Origin of the sequence: Nostoc cf. edaphicum LEGE 07299 (assembly GCF_015207245.1) — a bacterium.
GTDB lineage: Bacteria > Cyanobacteriota > Cyanobacteriia > Cyanobacteriales > Nostocaceae > Nostoc > Nostoc edaphicum_B.
Window position 1 is genome coordinate 1 of record NZ_JADEXF010000474.1, and the last position, 4,350, is coordinate 4,350.

At 51.5% G+C, this 4,350-nt stretch carries 4 protein-coding genes; 3 read left to right on the plus strand and 1 reads right to left on the minus strand.

All coding sequences use genetic code 11. From position 1 onward, the window contains the following. On the minus strand, positions 1–418 hold a 418-nt coding region (locus IQ229_RS15060; RefSeq protein ID WP_194044953.1), incomplete at its 3' end, for a LysR family transcriptional regulator. A 162-nt stretch (positions 419–580) separates the two neighbouring features. Between IQ229_RS15060 and IQ229_RS15065 the strand changes: the two genes are divergently transcribed. The 3 genes from IQ229_RS15065 to IQ229_RS15075 all read left to right on the plus strand — a co-directional run bounded on the left by IQ229_RS15065 (position 581) and on the right by IQ229_RS15075 (position 4,297). Continuing rightward, a complete protein-coding gene (locus IQ229_RS15065; RefSeq protein WP_228013482.1) occupies positions 581–1,819 on the plus strand; it encodes a DUF3500 domain-containing protein in 1,239 nt (412 codons plus the stop codon). Between the two features lie 76 nt (positions 1,820–1,895). Next, on the plus strand, positions 1,896–2,951 hold the full coding sequence (locus tag IQ229_RS15070) for a Kelch repeat-containing protein (protein WP_194044954.1): 1,056 nt from the start codon (positions 1,896–1,898) through the stop codon (positions 2,949–2,951). A 443-nt stretch (positions 2,952–3,394) separates the two neighbouring features. Further along, complete coding sequence (locus IQ229_RS15075; RefSeq protein ID WP_322743993.1) at positions 3,395–4,297, plus strand: N-acyl homoserine lactonase family protein; 903 nt, start codon at positions 3,395–3,397, stop codon at positions 4,295–4,297. The last annotated feature ends 53 nt before the right edge of the window (positions 4,298–4,350 follow it).

The window sequence follows — 4,350 nt, forward strand, 5'->3', positions numbered from 1 at the left end:
CTTCCGTCCAACCAATGACTTCAACGCGAACGCCAGGAGCAAATTTGCGACAGATCTGCACGGTGCCACGGACGATAACAGCGGCGGCATAATCGGTGCCTGTGACCCGGAAACGTTGTTGTGAAGTGGAAGGATCAAAGTCATTGCTGCCAATCACTGCGTTTAAGCGAGGCAGGAGAACTTCCAACTCTCGCAGCAAGCGCTCGCCACGCGGTGTTCGCTCGTACCCTACGCCGCTACGAACGAGCAGGTCATCGCCAAGTGCCGATCGCAACCGCCCGAGCACACGGCTCATTGCTGGCTGGCTTAGAGAGAATCGGGCTGCCGCACGAGTAATATGCTTCTCCTCTAAAAGAGCTTGTAGAGCCAGAAGCTGATTCAGATCAATGCGTGAGAGGTTGGGGAACTGTTGAGCCATTATTTGAGTATATACCACTGTTGATATAGCACTCATTCATAATATGCATTGGACACATTATAGATGTTGTGTAATGGTTGTAGTAGGTTCACTTTACGCCCGACTGAATCGGTTTAAGCAATTGCCTATTGCGATCGTTAAAGCCAAATCTAGGAAATCATTATGAACATGAAACGTCGTAAATTCTTGGGCATCATGGCAGGCACTAGCGTCGTCGTCAGTCTCGCTAGTGTCTTGACACAAAGTTTCAAATCTCATGCACAGCAGTTATCAGGTGCTCTCGCTGATCGCTTCCGGCGCATGTCGCAAGAAGCCGAAGCCCGTGGTCTAGCCGAGCCGTTTAAGGGTATTACTACAAACGGCGATGTTGTCTCAGGTTTGTTCCCCATCCGCTCGACCGGAGTCTCCACTGCGCCCGTCCGCAGGTCTGCTGATGCTTTTCTCGCCACCTTGACCCCGGAGCAGCGCAGCAAGACGATATTTTCAGTTGATGACCCGGAATGGCGTAAGTGGATGAACCAGCACTTTTACATCCGTCAGGGCACGGGCTTCTATGAGATGACTGAGTCCCAGCGCGAGGTAGCTTTCAATCTGTTGCGAGCCTCGTTCAGCGCTAAGGGATTGAAGCAGTCGCGCGACATCATGCGGCTCAACCACACGCTGGCCGAGCTGAATGACAATAACTTCGACGAATACGGCGAGTGGCGCTACTGGATTACGGTAATGGGCACGCCTTCAGATACGGAGCCGTGGGGCTGGCAGCTCGACGGGCACCATCTAATCGTCAACTACTTCGTGCTGGGCGACCAAGTGGTGATGACACCCACTTTCATGGGTTCCGAGCCAGTGACGGCTAACTCCGGCAGGTACGAAGGCACGACTGTGCTGCAAAACGAACAAAACAAGGGTCTAGCGCTGATCAACGCGCTCAATGATGCACAGCGTGAGAAAGCTATCATTGAGGTTTCCAAGACCCGCAACAGCAGCGTGGGCGAAGCCTTCAGTGACAACATCGTTCTCGACTATGCTGGTATTCGCGCTGCGGAGTTCACAGCCGAGCAAAAGAAGCAATTGCTCGATTTGATTGGCGAGTATGTGGGGAATATGCGCGGCGGGCACGCGGAGGTCAAAATGTCCGAAGTGCGGCAGCATCTAGACGAGACCCGGTTCGCTTGGATCGGCGAGACGGAGGCAAACAGCGTCTTCTATTACCGTATCCACAGCCCGGTGATCTTGATCGAGTTCGATCATCAGACGCCTATCGCTCTGCGGTATTTAGAACGTGGTCAGCCTACACGCGAGCATATCCACAGCGTAATACGAACGCCGAATGGCAACGACTACGGTAAAGATCTACTCCGGCAGCACTACCAACAGCACCCACACCCACACAGTCACTGAATGATTTTGTACAGTGCAATATCTCAGCTTGAAGATGGCCGAATAACAAGTCGAATAATAATAGGAGATATGCATTATGCTACGTAGGTTTAGATATTTGATTTCTCTGTCACTCTTGGCCTTTTCACTTGTAGCGCTAGGTTCGCCCGTACTCAGTCAAGCGCAAAGTCAGTTGCCGTATTGGACTGAGGCTGCGCCGCCAACGATCGCTCGACAAGAGCTTTATCCAGAAGTGTTGAACGGAAAAATATACGTGGCTGGCGGTTTCCTCAGCCAAAACCCTGGGTTCACAGATCATTTCGAGTCTTACGATCCTGTCAAGGATGCGTGGACAGTATTGAGACCACTACCTGAAGCACGCCATCACATTACGCTGTCGGCAGTCAATGGTTTGCTCTATGGTGTTGGCGGTTTCACAGGCGGGTTTCCAGACTGGCGTGCACAGCCAACGATGTTTATATATGATCCTACCGCTAATACTTGGACTCAAGGCACTGACCTACCAATGGCTCGTGCAGAGGCCATATCCGCAGTGGTTGACGACAAAATTTACCTAATCGGCGGGCGCGTTCGAGCCACTGAGGATGCTCGGCTTTTCAATGAGCACATTGACAGCGTGCGAAACGAAGTATTTGATCCGACAACCAAGCGTTGGTCAGCCCGTGCCAATGCACCGACACCGCGAAATAGTGCAGCATCGGCTGTAATTGATGAAAATATCTACGTAGTCGGGGGTCGCAAGTTTTTCAAAAATGCTGATGGCACTACGCGCCAAGTCAATGTGCCAAATCTTGAGGTTTACGATCCGAAGCTTGATCGTTGGGAGACGCGCGAGCCTATGCCTCAAGCTCAAGGCGGTCTTGCTGCAACCTCCCTCAACGGCAAGCTTTACGTTTTTGGCGGCGAACAGTGGGTTCTGGAGCAGAAAGTTTTCGCCGAAAGTTGGGTATACGACCCGAAAACCGACGTTTGGGAAGTACTGCCACCCTTACCAACTCCACGACATGGATTGGGAGCATCAGCCGTTGGCAACCGAATTTTTGTTTTTGGCGGAGGAACCCAAACAGGCGGAAATGCAGCTACCGCGATCCACGAAGTGCTAGTATTGCCCACCGAAAGTCCTATGGAATAATCACACAGCCCTGTGGCACTACCAAGCAGAGTAAGACAACAACATCTAGCTAATTTCTTGCTCAAGCTGCCCCATCTTGAAGTAATTCTGACCATTCAATCACGGCAGGATGAGTTAGCGCCTTTCAAACTTGAGAACCTAATAGGTGCATCCTGTGGAACACAAACGAGAAGACGGTAGCAATTCAGATTTAACCTTCAAATAACAATAGTGACAACCAAATAACCCAGATTCCAGAGGCGATCAAAAGATTTGCTGCTCGCACCTGACAAACTTTTATGAATGTTCCGAATAATACCGACTAGGAAAAAAAAAAGGATATCTTATACTGCAAATAAGTAAAATCTAAACTTTTGCTATGAGTCGTCAACGGAGCATCTTAAGGATTTTCATTGTTTTTAAAAGTAAAGTTACAACCCATTTTTAGTATGGGAAGTAGGGTTGTGAAAACATCAACACGTCATACAACGTCGGTCAGGCTTCTTCGCCGCAGGTATATCCTCTTGATCGCGGCGTTGCTATCAGGTGCGATCGTGTGGCTCGCCGGATTAGTCTTCACACCAGCGCACACGTCGGCTGCGGTCGAGCGCATGTTCGTTTTGAACTGTGGCGAAGCGCGCGTCTCGGACATCTCGCAGTGGTCGCCTGGCATAAATGTCGGCTTGCCGATGACCTTCAGCAATAACTGCTATTTGATCCAGCACGGTAATGATTGGATGCTGTGGGACATGGGCGTACCCGACGATTGGGTGGGAACGCCCGAAGGCGTAGTTGGTTCGCCCGGTGTGCGGGGGATTGTCAACCGAACCCTCGTGTCGCAACTCGACGAGATCGGTGTCAAGCCAGCTGATGTCACGATCATCGCGCTCTCACACGCGCATTTCGATCATGTCGGCAATACCCGGCTATTCCCGCGCGCGAAATGGTATGTCCAGAAGGTCGAATACAAAGTGATGTTCGGATCTGAGTACAAAAAATTCCGTTTTGTGCCGACTCTCTACTCGACACTGCGAAACAACCCGGTCGTGACGCTACAGGGCGACCACGACATCTTCGGCGACGGCTCAGTTCGTATTCTCTCAACGCCCGGACATACACCGGGGCATCAATCGCTGCTCGTGCGGTTGCCACAGACTGGTCTGGTGGTTCTCAGCGGTGACGTAGCGCACTTCGAGGAGAATTTTGTCAACCGCCGCGTGCCGAGGTTCAACGCCGACGCAAAGCAGACACGGCAATCGATGAATAAGGTGGACGCGATTGTGAAGAACCAGAGCGCACAATTGTGGATCAATCACGACTTGGCGCAGAGTGCGAGCATCCCGCGTGCGCCTAAAGCGGTTAAGTAGGTTTAGTGGCGGCTCTCGCCGCTCCAAGATGAATAGGGTGTGGGGTTTGGGGC